Annotated in this window: 24 protein-coding genes; 9 read left to right on the top strand and 15 right to left on the bottom strand. The window is 63.1% G+C overall.

The features are described 5' to 3' along the window. Positions 1–135: 135 nt before the first annotated feature. On the top strand, positions 136–1,251 hold the full coding sequence (locus DD235_RS13810; RefSeq protein ID WP_109062681.1) for a YncE family protein: 1,116 nt from the start codon (positions 136–138) through the stop codon (positions 1,249–1,251). Between the two features lie 81 nt (positions 1,252–1,332). Here DD235_RS13810 and ubiT read toward each other — a convergent pair whose 3' ends face one another. The 4 genes from ubiT to DD235_RS13790 all read right to left on the bottom strand — a co-directional run bounded on the left by ubiT (position 1,333) and on the right by DD235_RS13790 (position 5,287). Further along, positions 1,333–1,770, bottom strand: coding sequence for a ubiquinone anaerobic biosynthesis accessory factor UbiT (gene ubiT / locus DD235_RS13805; protein ID WP_109062761.1), 438 nt, complete (start codon positions 1,768–1,770; stop codon positions 1,333–1,335). Between the two features lie 12 nt (positions 1,771–1,782). Further along, positions 1,783–2,709 (bottom strand): U32 family peptidase, encoded by a 927-nt coding sequence (locus DD235_RS13800; RefSeq protein ID WP_109062680.1) that lies wholly within the window; start codon positions 2,707–2,709, stop codon positions 1,783–1,785. Between the two features lie 8 nt (positions 2,710–2,717). Then, positions 2,718–3,743, bottom strand: a complete 1,026-nt coding sequence (ubiU, locus tag DD235_RS13795; protein ID WP_239990158.1) for a ubiquinone anaerobic biosynthesis protein UbiU — start codon at positions 3,741–3,743, stop codon at positions 2,718–2,720. A gap of 158 nt (positions 3,744–3,901) precedes the next feature. Continuing rightward, positions 3,902–5,287, bottom strand: coding sequence for a dicarboxylate/amino acid:cation symporter (locus DD235_RS13790; protein ID WP_109062679.1), 1,386 nt, complete (start codon positions 5,285–5,287; stop codon positions 3,902–3,904). Positions 5,288–5,512: 225 nt separating this feature from the next. Between DD235_RS13790 and DD235_RS13785 the strand changes: the two genes are divergently transcribed. The 5 genes from DD235_RS13785 (at position 5,513) to DD235_RS13765 (ending at position 11,091) form a co-directional block, all read left to right on the top strand. After that, a complete protein-coding gene (locus DD235_RS13785) occupies positions 5,513–7,354 on the top strand; it encodes a sensor histidine kinase (RefSeq protein WP_162300503.1) in 1,842 nt (613 codons plus the stop codon). After that, positions 7,351–8,712, top strand: a complete 1,362-nt coding sequence (locus tag DD235_RS13780) for a sigma-54-dependent transcriptional regulator (RefSeq protein ID WP_109062677.1) — start codon at positions 7,351–7,353, stop codon at positions 8,710–8,712. The genes DD235_RS13785 and DD235_RS13780 overlap by 4 nt, the downstream gene beginning before the upstream one ends. 99 nt (positions 8,713–8,811) lie before the next feature. Further along, entirely contained in the window at positions 8,812–9,519 is a 708-nt protein-coding gene (locus DD235_RS13775; RefSeq protein WP_109062676.1) for a FadR/GntR family transcriptional regulator, read from the top strand. A gap of 112 nt (positions 9,520–9,631) precedes the next feature. Next, positions 9,632–10,174: a hypothetical protein gene (locus DD235_RS13770; protein ID WP_109062675.1), complete on the top strand. Its 543-nt coding sequence runs from the start codon at positions 9,632–9,634 to the stop codon at positions 10,172–10,174. A gap of 14 nt (positions 10,175–10,188) precedes the next feature. Further along, on the top strand, positions 10,189–11,091 hold the full coding sequence (locus DD235_RS13765) for a barstar family protein (protein WP_109062674.1): 903 nt from the start codon (positions 10,189–10,191) through the stop codon (positions 11,089–11,091). On the opposite strand, the gene DD235_RS13760 is transcribed toward DD235_RS13765, so the two are convergent. The 10 genes from DD235_RS13760 to DD235_RS13715 form a co-directional block, all read right to left on the bottom strand. After that, complete coding sequence (locus DD235_RS13760; RefSeq protein ID WP_109062673.1) at positions 11,092–12,138, bottom strand: hypothetical protein; 1,047 nt, start codon at positions 12,136–12,138, stop codon at positions 11,092–11,094. It lies immediately after the preceding gene. Between the two features lie 2 nt (positions 12,139–12,140). Beyond that, entirely contained in the window at positions 12,141–13,172 is a 1,032-nt protein-coding gene (gene lipA / locus DD235_RS13755; RefSeq protein ID WP_239990157.1) for a lipoyl synthase, read from the bottom strand. Positions 13,173–13,307: 135 nt separating this feature from the next. Next, entirely contained in the window at positions 13,308–13,964 is a 657-nt protein-coding gene (gene lipB / locus DD235_RS13750) for a lipoyl(octanoyl) transferase LipB (RefSeq protein WP_275667552.1), read from the bottom strand. Next, on the bottom strand, positions 13,961–14,257 hold the full coding sequence (locus tag DD235_RS13745) for a DUF493 family protein (protein WP_109062672.1): 297 nt from the start codon (positions 14,255–14,257) through the stop codon (positions 13,961–13,963). The genes lipB and DD235_RS13745 overlap by 4 nt, the downstream gene beginning before the upstream one ends. Before the next feature lie 22 nt (positions 14,258–14,279). Next, a complete protein-coding gene (locus DD235_RS13740) occupies positions 14,280–15,515 on the bottom strand; it encodes a D-alanyl-D-alanine carboxypeptidase family protein (RefSeq protein WP_420810472.1) in 1,236 nt (411 codons plus the stop codon). A 64-nt stretch (positions 15,516–15,579) separates the two neighbouring features. Then, on the bottom strand, positions 15,580–16,236 hold the full coding sequence (locus DD235_RS13735) for an alpha/beta hydrolase (protein ID WP_109062670.1): 657 nt from the start codon (positions 16,234–16,236) through the stop codon (positions 15,580–15,582). 30 nt (positions 16,237–16,266) lie between these two features. Further along, a complete protein-coding gene (locus tag DD235_RS13730; protein ID WP_109062669.1) occupies positions 16,267–16,890 on the bottom strand; it encodes an ABC-type transport auxiliary lipoprotein family protein in 624 nt (207 codons plus the stop codon). Further along, positions 16,887–17,822 (bottom strand): MlaD family protein, encoded by a 936-nt coding sequence (locus tag DD235_RS13725; RefSeq protein ID WP_109062668.1) that lies wholly within the window; start codon positions 17,820–17,822, stop codon positions 16,887–16,889. The genes DD235_RS13730 and DD235_RS13725 overlap by 4 nt, the downstream gene beginning before the upstream one ends. Continuing rightward, on the bottom strand, positions 17,809–18,618 hold the full coding sequence (locus tag DD235_RS13720; protein ID WP_109062667.1) for an ABC transporter ATP-binding protein: 810 nt from the start codon (positions 18,616–18,618) through the stop codon (positions 17,809–17,811). The genes DD235_RS13725 and DD235_RS13720 overlap by 14 nt, the downstream gene beginning before the upstream one ends. Before the next feature lie 3 nt (positions 18,619–18,621). Beyond that, positions 18,622–19,755, bottom strand: a complete 1,134-nt coding sequence (locus DD235_RS13715) for an MlaE family ABC transporter permease (protein WP_109062666.1) — start codon at positions 19,753–19,755, stop codon at positions 18,622–18,624. Positions 19,756–19,803: 48 nt separating this feature from the next. Here DD235_RS13715 and DD235_RS13710 point away from each other — a divergent pair, with 48 nt between their 5' ends. Genes DD235_RS13710 through DD235_RS13700 form a run of 3 tightly spaced genes read left to right on the top strand, consistent with a single transcriptional unit; the run spans position 19,804 to position 21,636 of the window. Next, positions 19,804–20,655 carry a biotin--[acetyl-CoA-carboxylase] ligase gene (locus DD235_RS13710; RefSeq protein WP_109062665.1) on the top strand — a complete coding sequence of 284 codons (852 nt, stop codon included), beginning with the start codon at positions 19,804–19,806 and terminating at the stop codon, positions 20,653–20,655. Further along, the gene (locus tag DD235_RS13705; protein WP_109062664.1) at positions 20,652–21,464 is read left to right on the top strand and encodes a type III pantothenate kinase; all 813 of its coding nucleotides are present in this window, start codon (positions 20,652–20,654) and stop codon (positions 21,462–21,464) included. Before DD235_RS13710 ends, DD235_RS13705 begins: the two co-directional genes overlap by 4 nt. After that, positions 21,457–21,636 carry a hypothetical protein gene (locus tag DD235_RS13700; RefSeq protein WP_109062663.1) on the top strand — a complete coding sequence of 60 codons (180 nt, stop codon included), beginning with the start codon at positions 21,457–21,459 and terminating at the stop codon, positions 21,634–21,636. The genes DD235_RS13705 and DD235_RS13700 overlap by 8 nt, the downstream gene beginning before the upstream one ends. 25 nt (positions 21,637–21,661) lie before the next feature. Here DD235_RS13700 and DD235_RS13695 read toward each other — a convergent pair whose 3' ends face one another. Then, positions 21,662–22,600, bottom strand: coding sequence for an Rpn family recombination-promoting nuclease/putative transposase (locus tag DD235_RS13695; RefSeq protein WP_109062662.1), 939 nt, complete (start codon positions 22,598–22,600; stop codon positions 21,662–21,664). Positions 22,601–22,704 lie beyond the last annotated feature (104 nt).

Raw genomic sequence — 22,704 nt, 5'->3', positions numbered from 1 at the left:
TACCGGAAGGGGTTGTCCATGGAGACGAACGACGACGATAAAACCCTATGTGCTAATCAAAAAGATTTTTGTTTTTCTGCTACCGTATCGGCGCATCGGAATGTGTTCTGCCCGATATCGACCCAAGGAGTTTCCATGATCCCACGCCCGAACCCGCTGCTGCTCCTGGCACGCACGGCACTGCTGCTGGCCGCCTGCGGCCTTTCCTCCACAGCCTTCGCCACCGGCGAGGCACCGCAGTTGCCGCCCGCCCCAGGCGACGCCCAGCAATATCAGTTGACCCAGGAAGGCGCACTGCGCCGCGAGCTCAGTCCCGGCATCTACCAGGTACGCTACAGCCCGTTCAACCAATCGCTGTATGTCGCCGCAGCAGAAGCTCGGCCCGGCGTACAGGGTGGCGTAATCTATCAGCTTGATCCCGAAACCCTGGCCACCAAGGGTCTGATCCATACCGATGAGAAGAATTTCGGCCTGGCACTCAACCCGACTGGCGACACCCTGTTCGTCACCAACAGCCTGGCCGGTGCCGTCAGCAAGATCGACCTCAAGGAAGGCAAGACGCTCGGCCGCATCCGCTTCACCGAGAAAGGCAAGGATGGCTGGCCCTATGGCCCCCGCAGCGCCATCTACAGTGCTGACAACGACACCCTGTATGTCGGCGGCGTGGGCGATCCCGGCGTGATCTGGGCCATCAACCCGGCCGACATGACCCTGCGCACGACCATCGAAAACGCCGGCAAATGGATGACCGGCCTGCTGCTCGACCCGGCACAGCATCGCCTGTACGCCGCCAACGGCGATGGCGAAGTGCTGGTCATCGATACCCGCACCCACGCTATCGAGCAGCGCTGGAAACCGGCAGGCGACGCCAAGGCACTGCTGCTGAACCTGGCGTTCGATGACAAGACTCAGCGCCTGTACGTGACCGATCACTCGCAGCAGAAGACCACCTTCGTGCTGGACGCCCGCGACGGCAGCGTCATCACCCGCCTGCCGGTGGGTGACTCGATGGACATCCTGCTCAACCCGACGCGCAACCAGCTCTACATCGGCCACCGCGATCAGGGTACCGTCAGCATCCTCGATGCCACCGACTACCGCGAGCTGCAGACACTCCACCTGCCGCCCAACCCCAACAGCCTTGCGCTGGATGCCGACGGCAGCCACCTCTACGTCACGGTCAAGACACCCTTCACGCCTGACCGCTTCGCCAGCGGCCCGGGCAGCGTGGTACGGATCGAACTGCCCTGATGCACCCGGTTGATGCCAGCCTTGCTCGCTGGCATCAACAGCACAGGGAGAGCTCGATCTGTTGGCAAGCCTCGCGAACGGCTAGCCCGGCAACAACGCGCCCGCCAGCCTGCGCAGCCAGGCCGGGCGCTCTTCGGTATCCAGCCAGTTCTTGACGACCAGGCCCAGTTCGGTATCGCCCGAAATACGCAGGCGGCGCTGGAAGAACAGGGTATCGGCGTCCATCTCACCCTGCATCATCACCAGGAAATCGGCGGCGCAGGCACTCAGCGACAGATCCTCGTCCTGGCCCATGCAGGGCCGGAAGCGACCCGCCATCACACGAAAGCGACTGGCCACGCCCAGGTCCTCGACCCGGATGAGGAAAACCTTGCCCTCCAGCTCCTCGGGCGGATTGAGCCAGTGCATCAGGCGCGCCACCTCCAGGCCGGCGACGAAATGCAGCGACACAAACGGCTCCGGCAGGCGTGCGCCCACCTTGGCAAGGAAAGCCGGCAACCGCAAGCGATTCTGTTCCATCATCATGTTGCTCTACGCCTCCCTGGCGACATTGACCTCATTGGCCGCCGGCTCGACCCATTCGATACCGGCCCGGCCATACCAATACCCATTGCAGCGCTCCATACCCTCGGGCAGCGGAATACCTGCCGCCAGCGCCTGCGCAGGCGTGCTGCCCCGACGCATCGCATCCAGCGCCGCCACCGCCTCGAAGGTACCGCGCGACTGCGGACTGACCCGCAGCACACTCACGCCCATTCGCGCCAGAACCGCCGCCTGGTCGAGAATGTCCATGCAACCGGCCGACTGCGTCTGAATGCCGTTGATCGCCAGGAACTGCTGCGACTCGCGCGTTTCCATCAACAGCCCGTCGGGATGCTCGATACAGCGGAACCCGCAATCATCCTTGCGCAGGCGAAAATGCCGCGCCGTGAAGCAGCGTGCCGAGAAAGCCAATGGCAGCCGCCCCCAGACAGCGACCTCCGTCTCCAGGCCTGCCGGGGTTTCCTGCAACAGCAGACACAGGCTCTCGCGGTCGTTTTCCAGTGGCATGACATAGCGCACGGCACCCAGCCCATGCAGCCAGGCCAGGGTATCGCCGTGATAGGCGTTCATGTAGGGGCCGGCCACGAAAGCGCGTCCCTGCAGATGCCGCACCGCACCCACTTCGTTAGCCTCGACCAGCCAGTCCTGCTGCGCACAAAGCTTGCGCAACGCCTGGGCATCACTGCCCGTCTCGATCAGCGTCTGGGTCGACAGCACAGCGGTCTTGCCGGCCTGTGCCAGCATATCGGCCACGTCGATCCAGTCGGCCGCCCGCAATTCATGCCGCCGACTACAGACCGTCTCGCCCACATAGACGATATCAGCCGGCCCCTCGGCCACGGCCTGGTAGAAATCAAACACCGACTGGCGCGGCCAGTAGTACTGCAACGGTCCCAATGCAATCCTGAACATCATTCCACTCCTTACTTCCAGGGCCGCTCGAACGCGCCCTGCGTGACCTGCGTACCCTCGGCATGACGTGCCAGCGTCGTCATCCATTCCGGCCGGGCTGAAAAACGCGTCGACTCCTGCGCCACCCCATCCAGTGCGGCGCGCAACGTCGATACCACCTGGGCCACATAGGCCGGACTGCGCTGGCGCCCCTCGATCTTGATGGCGCGCACACCCATCTCCTGCAGGCGCGGCAGCAGGCTGATCGCGTTCAGGCTGGTCGGTTCCTCCAGGGCATGATCCTCCTGCCCATCGATGCGGAAGCGCCCCTTGCAGATGGTCGGATAGGCCGCCGCCTCGCCCGGCGCATAGCGATCCACCAGCAGACCGTTCAGGCGCGCATCGAGCGTGCCATCGCGTTCTGTCCAGCGCACCGCATGCGCGGGCGAACAGACCCCCTTGTTGTTGGGCGAATCACCCGTGGCATAGGAAGACAGCAGGCAACGCCCCTCGGCCATCACACACAGGCTGCCGAAACCGAACACTTCGATCTCGACCGAGGTGCGCTGCGAGATTTTCTCGATCTCCTGCAGCGTCAGCACGCGGGGCAGCACCACGCGCTGGATGCCGAACTGCTCACGCATGATTTCGATGGCATCGGCATGGGTGGCCGATCCCTGCACCGACAGGTGCAGGCGCAGGTCAGGATAACGGCGGCTGGCGTAGCCCAGCATGCCGGGATCGGCCATGATGAGGGCATCCACGCCCAGATCATGCGCGGCATCGACCGCATTGCGCCATTCCTGCGTACGTCCGGCCTGGGGAAAGGTATTGATGGCGCACAGGACCTTGCGGCCACGCTGGTGCGCCAGCGCCACCCCGGCACGGATATCGTCTTCCTTGAAATTGAGGCCCGCAAAATTGCGGGCATTGGTAGCGTTCTTCAGCCCGAGATAGACTGTATCCGCTCCGGCATCCAGCGCAGCCTTGAGGGCTGCCAGACTGCCTGCAGGTGCGACCAGCTCCATGCGCTGGGCACCCGATTGATGAGATGACATGACCGGCACTCCAGAAATTCTTCGTGCCGGACAGTCTAGGCAAGCGCTTCGGGATCGTGATTGACGGGCGTCAACCTCATTTCTAAAGCGGCGATCCCACCGCCTTCTTCAATCAACTCCGGATAAAAACACAATCCGTCGTTAATATTTATCAACCTTTATACAGCCGGGTGCGTACTCGGCGTGGTGCCGGCAACCAGCGGTTCGGTCAGGTGATCCACCGGATCCTTGTCATGGCCGGGTTCACCATTAAGCACCGCCGTCAGTTGCGACTTGTCCAGCTCGCCTTCCCAGCGCGCCACCACGATGGCAGCCACGGCATTGCCCGTCAGGTTGGTCAGGGCGCGACACTCGGACATGAAGCGGTCGATGCCGAGAATCAGGGCCATGCCGGCCACGGGCACGTCAGGCACCACCGACAGCGTGGCCGCCAGGGTGATGAAACCGGCACCAGTCACGCCTGCGGCCCCCTTGGAGCTGAGCATGGCGACCAGCAGCAACAGAATCTGCTGCTGCAGCGACAGATCGATATTGCAGGCCTGGGCGATGAACAGCGCCGCCATCGTCATGTAGATGTTGGTGCCATCCAGGTTGAACGAGTACCCGGTCGGCACCACCAGCCCGACCACCGACTTGGCACAGCCGGCGCGCTGCAGCTTCTGCATCAGCGTGGGCAGCGCAGCCTCTGACGAGCTGGTACCCAGCACCAGCAGAAGCTCTTCGCGGATGTAGCGGATCAGCTTGAGGATCGAGAACCCGTTGTAGCGGGCCACGGCACCCAGTACCACCACCACAAAAAAGACCGAGGTCAGGTAGAAGGTCACCACCAGCAGCGCCAGACTCGAGACCGACTCGATCCCGTACTTGCCGATGGTGAATGCCATCGCACCAAAGGCACCGATGGGCGCAGCCTTCATCAGAATGGCCACCAGCTTGAAGACCGGGAACATCAGCGCCTGGAAGAAATTGAGCACCGGCTTGCCATAGTCACCCACGGCAGCCAGCGAGATACCGAACAGCACGGCCACAAACAGCACCTGCAGGATGTCGCCGCCAGTAAAGGGGCTGACCAGCGTGGCCGGAATGATGTTCATCAGGAAGGCGGTGATGGTGCTGTCATGCGCCTTCTGCACATAGGTCTGCACGGCACCGCTGTCGAGCGAGGCCGGGTCGATGTTCATGCCGTGACCGGGATGCACCACATTGCTGACAATCAGGCCAATGATCAGCGCCAGCGTCGAGAAAGTCAGGAAATACAGCATGGCCTTGCCGACCACGCGGCCCACCTTCTGCAGATCGCTCATGGCCGCAATACCGGTCGTGACCGTCAGGAAAATCACCGGTGCGATGATCATCTTGACCAGCTTGATGAAGGCATCGCCCAGCGGCTTCATGCTTTCGCCGACGTCGGGATAGAAGTGGCCCAGCAGGATGCCGATGGTGATCGCCACGATCACCTGTACATACAGGACCTGGTAGAGGCGGATTTTGCGGGGAGCGGTCGGGCGCACGACAATGCCTTCGCCCTGAGAGAGGTCGACCATCTTTTATGTCTCCTGATACCTTGAAACGGGTCCGTATGTTTCGGACAGTTGGAGGGGCAAAAGCAAATTTCATGCCAACTCATGCACCACACCGGATCAAATGCACCGAGACGGCGCAGCGCGCCTTCGCGGACGGCACCACAAGCGGGCATAGCGACCAGGCGACCAGGATTGTGCGAAAATCCGCACAACCACTCAGTACATCACGCGGATTTTCACACAGACATGCCAGATATTCCGGCACGGCCCCGGCCTCTCGACCAGCGCATACGGCATGACTGGTGGCTGTTCGGTGCCATTGGCCTTGTCCTGCTGGTACTGGCCGCCATGTTCTCGGGACGTCTGGGCGACAACCAGGCCTACCAGGCACAATCCGTACGGCTGGACAGCCTGGCCTCGGCCAATGCCCGCCTGATCGACAATATCCGCAACAAGTTCGATGCCCTGCCCTTTATCCTGGCGCAGGATACGGCCCTGCAGCAGGCGCTCACGCAACGCAACCCCGCAGCGCTGGCTGCGCTCAACCTCAAGCTGGAGCGCCTGGCCCAGGGTACGGGTGCCAGCGTGATCTACCTGATAGACCACCAGGGCGACACCCTGGCATCCAGCAACTGGCAGGACCGCGACAGTTTCGTGGGCAAGAATTATATGTTTCGCCCCTACTTCGCCAATGCGCTGCGAGAAGGGCAAAGCGAATATTTTGCGCTGGGTACCTCCAGCGGCCGACCCGGCCTGTATTTTTCGCGTCGGGTCGATACCGATCCAACACGCGAGAATGGCGTCATCGCCATCAAGCTCGATTTCGGCTGGCTGGAACAGGCCTGGCAGCACGCCGGTGACATTCTTTTCGTCACCGACGAGCATGGCGTCATCATCCTGAGCAGCGACCCCGACTGGCATTTCCGTACATTGGGCACCCTGCCGCCCGCCCTGGCAGATAGCCTGCATGCCGACCTGCAGTTCGGCACGGCCAGCCTGACACCCCTGCCACTGGTGCCGGGTATGCAGGCCAATCTGCCGGTCCTGCGCAGCGGTACCCGGGAAAGCTATCGCCAGATCAGCCAGGCCATCCCCGACAGCACCTGGACCCTGCATGTGCTGTCGCCGACCCGCGCCATGCTGGCTGCCAGCGCACAGACCTCGCGCCTGACCGCCCTGCTGGCCACCGCCAGCCTGCTGGCACTGGCTGCTCTCTGGCTGGTACGCCGGCACCAGAGACTGGAGCGCGAGGCGCTGCAGGCTGCCTCACAGACGGAGCTGGAACAGGCCGTCGAAGCTCGCACCCGGCAATGGCATGCCGCCAACCAGCGCCTGGAAGAAAAAATGCAGGCTCTGGAACAATCGCGGGCGCGGGCCCGCGATCTGCGCGAACAACTGGAGCAGGCCGACAAACTGGCCTTCCTGGGCCAGATTTCGGCCGGCGTGGCCCACGAAATCAACCAGCCCGTCGCCGCCATCCAGACCTATGCCGACAATGCCCGAGTCTATCTGGAGCGGACGGATACCGAGGCGGCCGCCCGCAACCTGACCATCATCACCGACCTGACCCATCGCATCGGCCTGATTACCGGCCAATTGCGACATTACGCCCGCAAAGCCGGGGACGAACCCGGCCCGGTCTCGATCCGTGCCGCGCTCGACAATGCCATGCTGCTGCTTGAGCCACGCGCCCGCCGCCAGGGCGTGACCGTCGACATCGACGATACCCTGGCACCGCTGCAGGTCCGCGCCGCGCAGGTCAGGCTGGAGCAGGTCTTTATCAACCTGCTGCGCAATGCCCTCGATGCACTCGGCCCGGCCACGGGTGGATGCATCACCATAGCGGCGAGCCAGGCCGATGGTCAGGTCCGGATCCGCATCCGCGACAACGGCCCGGGCCTGGATGCAGACATCGGTCGCAAGCTCTTCACGCCCTTCACCTCCAGCCGCAGCGATGGCCTGGGACTTGGGTTGCTCATCTCGCGCGACATCATCCAGGCACTGGGCGGCACACTGGTACTCGAACCCTCCACCCCCGGCCAGCCGGGTGCCTGTTTCCTCATCACCCTGCCGGAATACACCGCATGACCTCCGCCACTGCCCTGCGTGCCGCCTTCATCGACGACGATCCCGACCTGCGGGCCGCTGCAGCACAAAGCCTGGACCTGGCCGGCATCACCGTCGACCTGTTCGCCAGCGCCCAGGATGCACTGGCGCAGTTACCCGCCGACTACCCAGGCGTCATCATCAGCGATATCCGTATGCCGGGCATGGATGGACTGGCCCTGTTCCGCGCCCTGCGTGCCCGCGACGCAGGACAGCCTGTCATCCTGATCACCGGTCACGGCGATATCGACATGGCGGTCCAGGCCATGCAGGAAGGTGCCTTCGACTTCCTGGCCAAACCCTACCCGACCGAACGCCTGCTGACCTCGACACGCCATGCCGCCACCCAGCGCCTGTTGACCCTGCAAAACCGCAGCCTGCAACAGGCGCTGCACCAGAACGACAATGAGCCCCTGATGCTGGGCGAGTCGCCTGCCATGCAGCGACTGCGCAATACCTTGCGCCATATCGCCGATGCCGATGCCGACGTCCTGGTCGAAGGCGAAACCGGCACTGGCAAGGAGGTCGTTGCCTCGCTGTTGCATCACTGGAGCCGGCGCGCCTCGCATCGGCTGGTCGCGATCAACTGCGGAGCCCTGCCCGAAAACATCATCGAGAGCGAACTGTTCGGTCACGAAGCCGGTGCCTTCACCGGCGCGCAGCGCAAACGCATGGGCCGGATCGAATATGCCGACCACGGCACCCTGTTCCTGGATGAAATAGAAAGCATGCCGCTGGCTGCCCAGATCCGCCTGCTGCGCGTACTGGAAACGCGCAGCGTCACCCCGCTGGGCACCAACGAAGAACGCCCTGTCAATCTGCGCGTGGTGGCAGCCACCAAGGTCGATCTGGGCCAGCCCGACAATCAGAAACAGTTCCGGGCCGACCTCTACTATCGCCTGAACGTGATCACGCTGCGCCTGCCGCCCCTGCGCGAACGGCGCGAGGACATTCCACTGCTGTTTGCCCATTTCTGCGCACAGGCGGCGCGCCGCTTCAACCGCCCGCAACCACCGGCCGACAGCCGCACGCTGGCCTGGCTCGACAGCCACACCTGGCCAGGCAACGTCCGTGAGCTGGCGCATTATGCCGAGCGCCATGTGCTAGGCGTGTCCGACCCCGGACTGACGCAATACAGCGCCAGTACCGGACTGAGCCTGCCCGAACGCATGGAGCGCTACGAAGCACAACAGATCCGCAGCGCACTGGCTGCGCACCGGGGCGATATCCGGGCCACCCTGGCCGAACTGGGCCTGCCACGCAAAACTTTCTACGACAAACTGCAGCGCCATGGCATCAGCCGCAGCGACTTTGCCCAGGATGCCGATATCGACACCTGATCAACCTATGGCAAAACCACATATGACACCGTTTATCGCCATAAAAAAGGCATAATATGGCGGATAACATCACATAATACGGATTCATCCCTCAACGCCATGCCCGCCTTCTCCGCCCAACCGCTGCGCCGCAAGAATCGGACGCTGGCCGAAGAAGCCGTGGCAGCGCTGATGCATCCCATCCAGCAAGGCATCTGGCAGACAGGAGACAAGCTGCCCTCCGAAGCCGAACTCATCCGCCAACTGGGCGTCAGCCGGACTGTGGTGCGTGAAGCCATTTCACGACTGCAGGCACAGGGACGGGTCGAAACCCGACAGGGCGTGGGAACCTTCGTTCTGCCATCCCCCGTGTCCACCTGCCCGCAAGAGGCCAGCCCGGACAGCAAGATTGAAGACAGCGCCGCACGCCTTGAACTGTTTCGCGCCCTGGCCAGCGAAAGTGCAGCCCTGGCGGCGCTGCGACGCACATCGGCAGACCTGGCCCGGCTGCGCCATGCCGCTTCACAGCTCAGCCTGGCACCCGCCGACAGCGAACTGGATCCACAGACGGAGATCCAGCAGGCAGCCAGAGCCTTTTTCCACGCCCTTGCCGATACCGCCCGCAGCCACTACCTGTCACAGCACCTTGCCACGTTGGGCTATACCGCCAGCCCCGAGCACCGACTCCCTGCCGACAGCCACGCAGCCGCAGCACAGCGCAACTGGATTCGCCAGGAATATGCCACGATCATCGCCGCCATCCAGGAACAGGATGCCACCGGCGCACGTCAGGCCACCTGCGCATACCTTTCCAGAACCGTCGCCTGAGCGAGAAGTCGCGACCATCACACATGCCCGGGATGCCAGGCAACTCGCCTGCCACGGGTTTGCAGTGCCATAAAATGATGCGTTGCTTCCATAGCCCATCCTGTCATTGCGCATGCCTTCTCATCTCCGCCTCCATCTGGCCGCCGCAAGCCTGGCCCTGACCCTGGCTTTGCCCTGCACCACCGCACTTGCCGCTTCCTCCAACATGATCGCCACTGCACCTGCCGTACAGACCCAGCTCGCCACCACCCATCCCAGCACGCTCTACATGCATGCCCAGAAGCTGTTCGAACAGGGCCACAAGGATGAAGCCACAGTCTGGTTCTATATCGGCCAGCTCCGTTTTCGCTACCATCTGCTGGCCCATCCGGAACTGCCCGCCGATGGCGAGCCTGCCGTCATGGATGCACTCAATGCCACCCTTGGACAGCAGATCAATGAATGGGCCGGCGGCTCTATCGATCATTGGGTCGCAGCCATAGACCAGGCGCTGGACTGGGATGCCCGCCACGACAATCCACTGACGCCCAAAGACCAGTACGCCACCCAATTGGCCGAAATCCGCACCGGCCTGCAAGGGTTGCGCCAGCACATCCTGGACAACGCCGACACCATACGCGCAGAGCGTGTGGCCAATGGCCTGGACAACCGCTGAATACCCTTTCTGCCATGCACATCATCATCGACCTGACCGATGCCCACACTTTCCCGACCGTGGTGCGCACATTCAACCAAGCGTTCATTGCACCACTGGGTGGCGAATGGCATGGCAGTTGGGACGCCCTCAATGACTATTTGTCCTGGCCCGAAGCAGAACACTACACGCTGGAGTTCAGGGGTTGGCATACCTGCCAGGGGCTGACCACGGACGACCGGGTCATGCTGGCCAGCATACTGGCCGACCATCCCGGCATACGTGCCTTGTTTCCCCTGCCGGAATCGGATGCGGCAGAACAATCTGCCAGCCTGCAACGCTGGGCGGCCGACATGCGGCCACTACGCTGGCGGCTGGTCGAATACAGTGGCGTCGAATGCCTGGCTGCCAGCGATCTGCAGGCCCATGAGGTCGATGCCCGCATCCGCGCACTCATCGACCAGGGATTTCATCTGGCAGGCGCACGACAGGGGCAAACCGCCGTACTGCGTGCCCATGAAGGCACGCCGGTGCCACCTTGGCTCAGTGTCTTCGCAGAACGCGACCTGATCGGCGGTCTGGATGCAGAACACCAGAACGAAGACGGCCCCATGGATGCCGAGCGTCTGGTCAGTTGCTGGCAAACCGAGAAAGCCGCTCAGTTGCTTGGCCTGCTCAAGCAGGACAGCTCTGGCCTGGCGGCAGCCCAATGGCGTGCACTGAACCTGTCCGGGGAACAAGCCGGACAGGTACTGGCAGTGCTCGATCAGGTCTGTACCGATCTGCTCTACACCCTGCTGTTGAGCCTGGATGGTGCCGCTGCCGCTGGCGGCGAACAGCATACTTTCGAAGTCCGCAACGAACAGGGCCAGAACCTGTCGCCCTGCGGGGAACTGGAAGCGGCGGCCTATGCCCTGCTGATGGAACGGCAACCCTGATCAGGCGGCAGGCGTCAGCCGACGCACCTGCAAGGTATCCGTGGCGAACGCATATTCGTATTCATACACAGCCGCCACGGCATAGGGATCGTCCAGCCCTGGCGCATCCTGGGTCACGATCCCCCGCAACACCATATGGCCGTCAACCCGGTCCAGCAAGCCGAACGAGGTATGCCCCTGACGCAGACCAGAGGCGCGCAGTTTTTCAGGAATGCCGTAATCCCGGTACAGATTGCCGGACGGTACGATGTAGAAGCCATCCTGCACGAAGAATGCATTGCGTGCGCGCATGGCGTCGATTGCGCCATAGCAGGCTGTCCGCAGGGCAGGCTGGCGCTCGGAAACGATGTGTGGTGCTGCAATCGCTTGGGTATCCAGAGACCAGAGTGCCGTCGAACCGTCATCCTGACTCTGCATGTAGGTCTGTGGCGCACCCCGGATAAGTTCGATCGGACCGTGATAGCCCTTGCCCAGCGGATCGACATAGTCCGCCCGCGCCGAAGCCGGATAGATGTCGATCTGTGGCGGCGGTTGCAAGCCGGCACGCATCACGCCCGCAAGCCCCCTGGCCATTGCTGCGCCGAACAGCGGCTGGTCATGGCGCAATGCACCCATATCGGCAAAATACGCGATATTCCAGCGCGGCTTGCCGTAGACCGAGTCAGCCTTCAGGGAAAAGAAATCACCTTGCAGGCCTGCTGCGCGCAGGGAGGCCAGGGCCTGGCGCTGTTGCTGCACGAATGCGTTTTTCTCGCGCCGTGCTGCCTCGACCTTGGGCACCAGGCTCTCGGCACTGTCGTCCTGAGCCAGCCGCACCATGAATGGCTCGCCATCGGCCCGGTCGCGCACATACAGACCGTAGACGCCCTTCCAGCGCGCCAGCGGCTCTGAAGACCCGAGCTTGCGCAGCGACAGAACCTGCAGTTCACCGCTGAAGCGATCCTCAACCGTGCGCTCGAACATCCGCGCCGGCCCCCGACCCGCGCACGCCGCCAGCACACCCAGCAACAGGCAGCCGGCGACGACCAGCCACAGCTTGTGCGTCATGCTCAGTTGGCCAGGCCAGCCGCCTCGGCCTGCTGATCCGCGTGGTACGAGGAACGCACCATGGCACCTACTGCAGCATGGCTGAAGCCCATGTCGTAGGCTTCGCGCTCGAACATGGCAAAGGTATCGGGATGCACATAACGCAGTACCGGCAGGTGATGCTCGGAGGGTTGCAGGTACTGGCCGATGGTAAGCATGTCGACGTTGTACTCGCGCATGTCGCGCATCACCTGGAGGATTTCCTCGTCGGTCTCGCCCAGGCCCAGCATCAGACCGGACTTGGTCGGCACGCTGGGCTGCAGCTTCTTGTACTCGGCCAGCAGCTTGAGGGAATGCAGGTAATCGGCCCCCGGACGCGACTGCTTGTACAGACGCGGCACGGTTTCGAGATTGTGGTTCATGACATCGGGCGGTGCCAGATCGAGGATCTCCAGCGCACGCTCAAGCCGGCCACGGAAATCGGGCACCAGTACCTCGATGCGGGTCTTGGGCGACATTTCGCGGATCAGCCGGATACAGTCGGCATAGTGCCCTGCGCCACCATCACGCAGGTCATCACGATCAACCGACGTGATCACGACATACGACAGCTTGAGCGCTGCAATGGTACGTGCCAGGTTCTCAGGCTCTGCCGTATCCAGCGGGTCCGGACGACCATGCCCGACATCACAGAACGGGCAGCGACGGGTGCACTTGTCGCCCATGATCATGAAGGTGGCCGTACCCTTGCCGAAGCATTCGCCGATATTGGGGCAGGATGCTTCTTCACACACGGTATGCAGATTGTGCTCGCGCAGAATGCGCTTGATGTCGTAGAACCGCGACCCCTGCGAGGCCGCCTTGACCCGGATCCACTCGGGCTTCTTGAGCCGCTCGACCGGCACGATCTTGATCGGGATCCGTGCCGTCTTGGCCTGCGACTTCTGCTTCTGGGTGGGATCGTAGGCGGCCGGCGCGGGTGCCGGAACAGCCGTACCCGGCGCAGTCGTCTGGATCGTTGTCGGAGAGGATTGCTGATCGGCAGCCGTGGTCATGGGATATCCTGGGCAAAGCGTGTGCAAAAAGCCAGTGTAACCGCAGGTGCCCTGCCCCGCATCCTTTCACGCATGGCAGGCCAGGAATGCGCGGCCTGCTCACGACAAAACGCCAGCCAAGACATCCTGGACACGCTATCGAGAGAAACCCTGTCCCGTGGCACGGTGTCCCAACTGGTGATCGATCTGCGCGGCAAGTGCCTGTCCGGCATGCTCGAAATCGACATGCACGCCCAGCGTCGCCAGGTCTACGGTACGCAGACCGGCATAGCCACAGGGGTTGATCCCCAGAAAGGGCTGCAGGTCCATATCGACGTTGAGGGCGGCACCGTGGTAGCTGCAGCCATTGCGGATCTTCAGGCCCAGGGCGGCAATCTTGGCTTCATCGCCCTGGTGCGTGACATACACCCCCGGCGCGCCCGGCTTGCGACGCGCATCACGCACGCCAAAACCGGCCAGCGTGTCGATCACGGCCTGCTCAAGCCTGAACACATATTCCTTGACGAAGATGCGCGCACGGCGCAGATCCATCAGGCAATAGGCCACGGCCTGACCTGGCCCATGATAGGTCACCTGCCCGCCCCGGTCGGTCTGCACCACCGGGATATCGCCGACATTGAGCAAGTGCTCCGGCCTGGCGGCCTGGCCCAGTGTGTAGACCGGCATATGCTCCACCAGCCAGATATGATCCGGCGATTCGGCCGTGCGCATTTCGGTGTAGTCCTGCATCGCCAGCCAGACCGGCGTGTAATGCGATTGGCCAGCCAGACGATCGATCCGGAAACCGCTCACAGCACGACCGATACCATCTCGTGACCGTTCAGCGCACGGTACAGGTTGTCGAGCTGCTCACGCGAGGTGGCACGCACCACAAAGGTCAAGCCCATGTAGTTGCCACTGCTGCTGGGGCGCATCTCGACCGTTGCCACGTCGAACTCAGGATCGTGCTCCAGCACCAACGCCGTCAGCAACTGGGCAAAGTCGGGATGCGCCTTGCCCATAACCTTGATCGGAAAGTCGCTGGGATACTCGATCAGCGACTGCTCGGGAGGAATTTCCGGAAAAGCACCTGGGGTATCTGTCATGACAAGACCTCGTATCAAGTGATCAGTTGAACCAGCGGCGCACGGTATCAGCCATACGGCCGAAGAACCCGGCGCGCTCGACCGGCGTCAGAACCTGCAAGGGCTCGCTGCGCAGCACCTGGCCATCCAGCGTCAGGTCCAGCGTACCGACGCGCTGGCCCTGGGTCAGCGGTGCCACCAGCGGATCGGTGCGGCGTGCCACGGATTGCACATCACCTGCCTTGCCACGCGGCACGGTCAGCCAAACAGCCTCGGGCACACCCAGGCCGACTTCTTTCTGCTCGCCTTCCCAGACCTGGGCCTGCACGGCAGGCTGGTCGGCATCGAGCAGCTTGACCGTGTCGAAGTTCTGGAAGCTCCAGTTCAGCAGCTTGAGGCTTTCCTCGGCACGGGCCGCTTCGCTGTCGGCACCCACGATCACGGTCACGATGCGGCGGTCACCGCGCTTGGCGGTCGCCACCAGGCAATAGCCGGCCGAAGAGGTGTGACCGGTCTTGAGCCCATCGACCGACGGATCGGCCCACAGCAGGCGGTTGCGGTTGGCCTGTGTGATGTTGTTGTAGCTGTACTCGCGCTGCTGGTAGTAGTGGTAGTACTCGGGGAAGTCCTCGATCAGGTGCTCTGCCAGGATGGCCAGATCACGTACCGACACCAAGTGACGCTCGCCCGGCAAACCGGTGGCATTCTCGAAATACGACCGGCTCATGCCCATGCGCTCGGCCTGCTGGTTCATCAGGGCGGCAAAGGCAGGTTCGCTGCCGGCCACGGCCTCGGCCAGCGCCACAGAGGCATCATTGCCCGATTGCACGATCATGCCCTGCAACAGTTCATCCACCGTCACCGGCTTGCGCGGCTCGATGAACATGCGTGAACCGCCCGTCTTCCAGGCGAATTCGGACACGATGGCCTGCTGGTCGAGCGACAGGCGGTTTTCCTTGAGTGCCTGGAACACCACATAAGCGGTCATCACCTTGGTGATCGAGGCCGGCTCGACCTGCACGTCGGGGTCCTTGGACGTCAGTACCTGGCCACTGGTCAGGTCGATGGAAATCCAGGCGCGTGCCGCCAGCACCGGGGCAGGCACGGCCGACAGGTCGGCCAGCGACGTCACGGGTGCCTGCGCCTGCTGGGCAACAGCGGCAGCCGGTGCGGCGGCTTCCTGTGCCATGAGCGGGGTGGCGGTCGCCAGCACCGAGGCGGTCATGGCGAGCATTACCATGCGCGTGGTCGGCTTGAGTACGAGAGAACGAAAAGACATCGACATGGATTTCACTATGGGAGGAATGCGTAAACGGGGACGAATGTGGCAGTGTACAAAGGCCTCAGGACTGCCACAACCAGCCGAGATGTCTGGTTGCCAATTGTCGCAAGACCAACAATTTGCCATGGAAGAAATGGCCTGCGCCCGGCAGCACCACGACCGGCAGGCCCAGCGGACGTGCCCAGTCGAACGCCTCGGCCAGCGGCACGACCTCATCCTGCTCTCCATGGATCAACCAGGTATCGTCAGGCAACGACACGTCGCGAAACAGAAAACGACTCACCGCGGGCCCGGCCAGCATCACGGCATCGAACGGTGCTGCGCCATCGCGCTCGGCCAGGGCCGAATAGAGCTGCGCAGCCACCGCCGTGCCAAACGAAAACCCCGCCAATACCTGCTTGCCTGCCACCAGGGCCGGATAGCGTTCGCGGAACTGATCCACCAGGGCCTGCATGTCTTCGGTTTCGCCGCGTGCCTGGTCGAACGCCCCTTCGGACTTTCCCACGCCACGAAAATCCGGGCGTACCACCACCAGTCCTTGCATCAGGCAGGCTCGCGCCAGTGTGGTCACGACCTTGTTGTCGCGCGCACCGCCATGCAGGGGGTGCGGATGCAAGGCCAGCGCCCAGCCGCGCGGCTCGCTTTCGGGCCAGTCGATGGCGCAGTCGATGCGCCCTGCCGCGCCGCTGAAAGTGATGTATTCGGTTTTGATTGCCATGAGTCTCTGAATATCGTGCGATCCGTAAGTTCAATCCTGCAGCCAGCCATCGACCTGCTGCATGGCGCGATCCAGCGCCAGGGCCAACGCCCGCACACCAGCAACGGCCCCCGTGCCGGACACATCCTGCACCTGGTCGAAGCGGAACTGACGCGGTGCCTGCCCAGCCTCGAACCAGAGTCCGCTGAGTGTGACATGGGCCTGGCTGGCACCGGTTTCCGGCGCGTAGATCTGCTCGAACCGCTCGAGCCGCACCTGCAAATGCGGCATTGCGCCTGTCAGGTCCTGGGCCAGCACAGGACCGCCCGCCGACAGGCGTTCGCGCAAACGCTGATCAACAAGGCTGGCCGGTGTGGCGACCCAGCGGTAGCCTTGATAACCATGCGGCTCACTGCTGCCTGCCTCACGCCAGATCACCAGCGTATCGGTCAGCAGGGGTGCAGCCTGCACCGTTTCCAGCACCAGGGCAGGCCGGGCCGGCGCACTCGCGCTGGCGAATGACGTATCACCCTGGGCTGCCCCCAGATCCAGCATGACTGGCATCACCCCCGTACGGCCCATGCTGCAGGCCGCCAGCACCAGCACGGCAAACACTGCCGACAGGCGTGCCATCAGGCGCAGCGGCTGCGCGCCCTGCTTCATCACTTGTTTCATTGGTTTCCTCCAAACCCTTGGAACCCGGACTCGCCGGGGCCTGGCCTGACCGCAGGCGGCCCGAACAACAGCGACTGAGGCGACTCACCGATCACCCGCGCCGTGTTGCCAAGGCTGGCCGCCGCACTGCCGACCTGGCCGGCAGCGGTTCCCAGGGTCGGCAGTGTTTGCATCCGCAGTTGCGCCGCCACCCTGGCCAGGTCTTCCATGCTTTGCGTCGCCGTATACAGCGGACCTCCGGGTGCCAACACCCGATCCAGGGCGCTGCGTGCCGACAACACGGCTTCGCTCATGTCGCGCGCCATCCGATCGGCCTGCGCGGCCACGCCCCGCAGTGACTGCACCAGCGGACCGGCCTGTTCCATGGCCGGACGCAACGACGCCGTAATCGCATCGAGATTGTCCAGTGTCTGGCCCAACGCACGCACATGCCTGTCATCCAGCACCTTTTCAACCTGGCTGGCGATACGCTCGACACTGGCGAGAATGACACTGGCGCGTGCCTCTACGCGTGCCAGCAGACCCGGTTTGAGCGGAATCATGATCGGCTCGCCGCCCGGCTTGGGCACCAGCATCTCGGTCGACGAACCATCATCGTGCAGTGACACGAATGACATGCCGGTCACGCCCTGGGCCGTGAGTTCCGCCCAGGTCGAAGTCGTGATCGGAGTGCCGGGCCGGATACCGATCTGAATGCGGACGTTGCCAGGCCGGTTGGTGTCGAGCGACAGCGCCAGTACCTTGCCGACCGGCACGCCCTGGTAATTGATCGCCGACTGGGACGACAGCCCGGTCACCGAGGTATCGGTACGCAGCTCGTAATGCAGCAGATCACCCTGGCCGCGCGACATCCAGATCGCCACCAGCACGGCGGCAACCAGCAATGCAATCGTGAACAGTCCCGCCAGCAGCGCGTGACTACGGTTTTCCATGGACAGACTCCCCGGACGCAGCCGACAGCCGGCTGCGATATTCCAGCTCACGCTGGAAAAATGCCTTGATGAAAGGATGGTCGAACTGCATGACCTTGTCCACCGTATCGCAGACAATGACGCGCTTTTCGGCCAACACGGCGACCCGCATGCTCATGGCAACCAGCGTATCCACATCATGGGTCACCATGACCACCGTGAATCCCAGTTGATGATTCAACTGGCGGATCAACTCGACGAACTCCGCCGAACGCTGCGGGTCCAGACCCGCCGTAGGCTCGTCAAGAAAGACCAGATCGGGGTCCAGCGCCAGCGCACGCGCCAGTGCCACCCGTTTGATCATGCCGCCGGACAGGTCCGACGGCTGCTTGAGCGCATCGCCTGGCGTCAGCCCGACCTGGGCCAATCGCATCATGACCACATCGCGGATCACCGCTTCCGGCAGTGCACGCAGTTCGCGCAGCGGCAACGCCACATTATCGAAGACCGACAGTGCCGAAAACAGCGCCCCGCTCTGGAACAGCATGCCCCAGCGGCGCGGCAGCAACGCACGCGTACGCGCATCCATATCGTGCAACGCCTGGCCGAATACCTCGACGCGTCCCGCCGCCGGATGCTCCAGCCCGAGGATCTGGCGCAGCAGCGTCGTCTTGCCGGAACCCGACCCACCGATCAGCGACAGGATCTCCCCCGGCATCACATCCAGGTTCAGGTGCTCATGGACGACATGCGTCCCGAACGCCGTTTTCAGGTCACGGATCGAAATCACCGGGCGAACGGCAGCAGTCTGGCTCATGACCTATATGCCCAATCGGCTGAAGATCACCGCATAAATCGCATCCAGCAGGATCACACCCGTAATGGCCGTGACGACGGATGCCGTGGTGCCCCGCCCCAGGCTCTCGGTATTGGGTTCGATGCGCAAGCCGAAGAAGCAGGCCACCAGGGCAATCATCATGCCGAAGGTCACGCCCTTGCCCAGCCCGATCCAGTAATGGGCCGACGCAACCGCATTGGGCAGTTCCTGCAGGAACCAGCGTATCGACATGCCCAGTTCCAGCTGGGCAGCGATCATGCCGCCCAGCAGTGCCATGGCATCCGTCCACAGCACCAGCAGCGGCATGGTGATCGACAGTGCCAGCATGCGAGGCAATACCAGCCGCTGGCTGTGTGAAATTCCCATGACCTGCATGGCATCGAGTTCCTGCGTCACCCGCATCACGCCGATCTGCGCCGTAATGGCCGATCCGGAGCGGCCTGCCACCAGGATGGCAGCCAGCACCGGACCCAGTTCACGAGTGATCGACACCCCCAGCAGCGTGACAATGAGACGATCGGCACCGAACAGCTTGAGCTGCTGGGCCGACAGATAAGACAGGACGACACCGATCAGAAAACCAACCAATGCTGTGATGCCCAGCGCCTGCGTACCGGTGTGATAGACCTGCGCAGAGATTTCGCGCCACGGCCCCCTGGCCGGGAAACGCAGCATCCGCAACAGATCCAGCATGACCTGCCCGAAGAGCGCCAGCATGTCCTGAGCGGCACGCGCGCCTTCATAGACCCGGTCACCGACCCGGCGTACATGACGCCAGTGATCGACTATCGGCTCAGGCGGCACCACGACCGGAAAACGCGCCAGCATGTCGAATACATCACGCTGCAGATCGGTCAGCGTCACCCGCGCGGGCAGCGTATTGCCCCAGGCCCGCCACAGCATGTGCGCCCCCACCGAATCCAGGTGCCGCACGGCAGACAGATCCCAGGCCACGCCATCGGCCTGTTGCTGCAGCCGCTGGTCCAGATTGCGGGTCTTGCGGCGATCCGACAACCCCTGGGCCGTCCAGTCACCCACCACGCGGCAAGCCTGCCCGTCGCAATGCAGGGCAGGACCACTGGGCAGACTGTCTGAAGGCTGTGGCGAGTTCACCATACAATATCGGTCGAAAATTTTGTCACATCATAACGCGTCGAGACTGTCATGCATGTTCCAGAGGCCTCTGTCCTGCTGCCCGATCCCGCCCAACAGCAGGCCGGGCTGGCTGCGCTGCTGCCCGGCTTCGGCCACCTGGACTGGCTGGCGCAGACCGGCTCGACCAATGCCGACCTGTTGCTGCGCGGTCGCCAGGGGCATGCGGGCAACCTGCCCTGGCTGCTGGGCACACACCTGCAACAGGCCGGACGTGGCCGGGCCGGACGCCCCTGGCGCAATCGGGCCGGTGCCGCGCTGATGTTCTCGTGCGGGTTCGAGGTCCAGGCCCCGGCCGCACGCCTGCCATTTCTGTCATTCCTGGCCGGCATGATCGCCTGCGAAACGCTGCGCCGGATTGCACCCGCCCCGGCACGCCACGACATTATCCTGAAATGGCCCAACGACGTGCAATTCGGCCAGGCCAAACTGGCAGGCATCCTGGTCGAATCGATGCGCATGGGCACGGGTTTCCTGGTGGTCATGGGCATCGGCATCAATCTGGCCGATGCCGCAGAAACCAGTCTTCACCTGGGACGCGAAGTGGCCGACTGGAGCCAGATACTGAGCACCGCCCCCACACCTGCACCGCAGGATGCCTGTATGATCGTGGCGTCCCTGGCCCAGGCCTGGCAACAGGCCGTCGCTGAATTCGAACACGGCACCCTGGGCGATGTCGACGCCCGCTTTGCCGCCATCGATGCCCTGCGTGGCCGCGCCATCAACGTCATCGACCGCGAGCATGTGCTGCTGAGCGGCACGGCGGCGGGCATCGACCACCAGGGCTGCCTGCAGGTAGAAACCGAAGACGGCCGCATCCATCCCGTGTCGATCGGCGAGATTTCCGTACGGACCCATTCATGAGCATACTGATAGACGCCGGCAATACCCGCATCAAACTGGGCTGGCTGGCTCAGGACACGGTTCCCGGACAGCCGCCCTGCATCGAGCACATCATGGCCTGCCCCCATGCCGACCTGCCGGAAGTGTTCACCGGCTGGCTGCGCACGCTGCCCTACACGCCGGAACGGGCGCTGGGTGTCAGTGTCACGCACCACCGCATCAATGATTATCTGTCGCGCACGCTCGATACGCATGGCTGCAGCCTGATCTGGCGCAAAGCTGCGCAACAGGCACTCGGCCTGACCAACGGCTACCTGCAGACCACCCAGTTGGGGGCCGACCGCTGGGCAGCACAACTGGGTGCCTGGCAGCGCTGGCGTCACCTGGCGCAACCGCTGCTACTGGCCGGCTTCGGCACCGCCACCACGCTGGATACCATCAGTCCCGACGGCACATTCGTGGGCGGCCTGATCCTGCCTGGCACGGCACTCATGCGCCATGCCCTGGCCCAGGGCACCGAGTTGCTGCCAGTGGCCTCCGGCGAAGCCCAGGACTATCCGCAGGATACCCACAACGGTATTATCTCCGGCATCTACGCTGCCCAGTGTGGTGCGCTGCTGCGCCAGTGGCTGCTTGGCCTGCAACGCTATGGCCAGCCTCCCCACCTGGTCGTGACCGGTGGAGCCTGGCCTGCGCTGGCCAGCGAAATGGAAACCCTGCTGCGCACGGAAACCACGCTGCTGGGCAAGCCGTCTCCCGAACTGCACTATCATGAACACCTGTCGCTCGAAGGCGTCGCCTATCTGTTGCAGGAGTCTTCCCATGCGTAGCCTGTTCTTTCTACTGGTACTCGGCAACCTGGCCCTCTATGGCTACGGCCAGGGCTGGCTGGGCACGCCCCCCGAACTGCAACAGCGCTCGCCGGGCTATGCCTCGCAGGAAATCCGGGCCGATGCAATCACGGTACGAAAAGAACCGAACACACGCCAGAGTGGTTCGTAGGCATCGCCACAACCGTACTGCAGGATCAGTCGGTGCCTGAAAACACCGCCTCCAGCGTTTCTGCATCCAGCAGATTGATGGACCACGCCTCAAGCTGCAAGGTACCTGCCTGACGAATACGCTGCTGCACTTCCTCGGACAAGGGGCCGAATTTGCGTGTCAACTGGCGCGCCAGCAAGAGTGCCTCGCCTTCCTGTCGCCACTTATGACCCCAATCATGGGGATGCGCTGCCATCATGAGGGTGATCTCCTGTAAATCTTCGGTATCCGGCAACGTGGCCGTGGCAGGTGCCGCTCGTGGCAGCAGCACATGCCGTGCCCAGGCTCCGAATACCCGGCGCAACTCCTGTCCTTGCGCGCAGTCGGTCAGTCTGAGCACAGTGTGCAGCAATTGCGCCGTTTCCTCAATACTACGGCTGTGCTCCAGATGAAAGAGGGCACTCACCAGATTGTCCGCCGGCAAGACATCGGCATCAGCCAACGCCCCCTCGTCCAGCAGCAGGTAGCGCATCTGCGGCTGATAGGGCGTCAGCTCCGGTGGCGCGGGATCCATCAACTCTGATACCTGACGTGGCTCACGCCAGCGTCGAGCACCGCTGTACAGCACAATGGGCAGAATGATCGGCAACCGTCCCGAAGGACCAAGCAAACGACGCATGGCAAGGTCCTCATACATCAAGGCGCAATAGCCCATGACCCGTACACTGATCATCCGGTCTGTACCAGATTGATGCTCCAGCATGATAATCAGGTACAGCATCTGACCATCACGCCGCCTGACGCGCCAGAGACGATCTCCCTGGCGCTGCCGACGTCTGTCACTGACGTAGTCGGTAGGCAACGGCTCCAATGTGCCAAGATCCACCAGGTCCAGCAACCCTGGCGGCAATATCCCTGCGAACAGCGCGCGCACCATCAGCGGACTGCTGAACAGGCGGCGATAATACTGGTCCTGCAGATTCATGACGTGTGTCCCGTGAGTGACAGGGACACTGACTTTAGGCCTCAGACAGGCAGGCTGGGTAAGGGATGTGACGGTTTTGTCATAGCCGTACCATTCAAAAGCGT

The sequence above is a fragment of the Corticimicrobacter populi genome, from assembly GCF_003123725.1.
GTDB lineage: Bacteria > Pseudomonadota > Gammaproteobacteria > Burkholderiales > Burkholderiaceae_B > Corticimicrobacter > Corticimicrobacter populi.
This window is presented reverse-complemented; position numbering and strand designations above follow the sequence as displayed.